This window comes from Stenotrophomonas maltophilia group sp. RNC7 (assembly GCF_030910085.1).
In the GTDB taxonomy this organism is placed as follows: Bacteria; Pseudomonadota; Gammaproteobacteria; order Xanthomonadales; family Xanthomonadaceae; genus Stenotrophomonas; species Stenotrophomonas sepilia.
In genome coordinates this window covers 1-423 of the sequence record NZ_JAVFVN010000308.1, presented here as the reverse complement: position 1 = coordinate 423, position 423 = coordinate 1, and the positions used below count along the sequence as shown (strand labels likewise).

The following is a 423-nucleotide window of genomic DNA, read 5'->3' as shown; positions in this document are numbered from 1 at the left end:
CGTCGATCCCTCATCCTGAGGAGGCTTCTGAGCAAGCTCAGGAACCTTTTCAGAATGGAGGCAGAGAGGTAGTTATTGCGTTACGCTATCGATTGAGAAGATGCACTGATTCTGGAACGTGTCCTGCGGTTTCCAGATTTTATCTGCAAGAACAATATTATGAATATTGAGCTGTTTCATCGCTTTCAGCGAATAGGTCCAGCCCTTGCAGTCTTTATATTCGTGATCGAGGCGATCCAGGCCGTATAGGGGCATCATGGGCTCCACGCCCAATGACGAATAGAAACTGAATTCACGGGCTCGTTCTTCGGTTAATGCGCGGTACAGCTTGGCCTTATCAGCGGCTGGCGCTTTTTCAAGCACGTCCGACACTATTTGAAATGCACTGCCATGCCATCCGAGCTGGCTGTCCTTGTCCAGATA

Annotated in this window: 1 protein-coding gene; it reads right to left on the bottom strand. The window is 49.4% G+C overall.

The window, feature by feature from the left end; translation table 11 throughout:
• Nucleotides 1–72: 72 nt before the first annotated feature.
• Nucleotides 73–423 (bottom strand): hypothetical protein (locus tag RCF13_RS05185; RefSeq protein ID WP_308140914.1); only part of this gene is annotated, 351 nt, incomplete at its 5' end.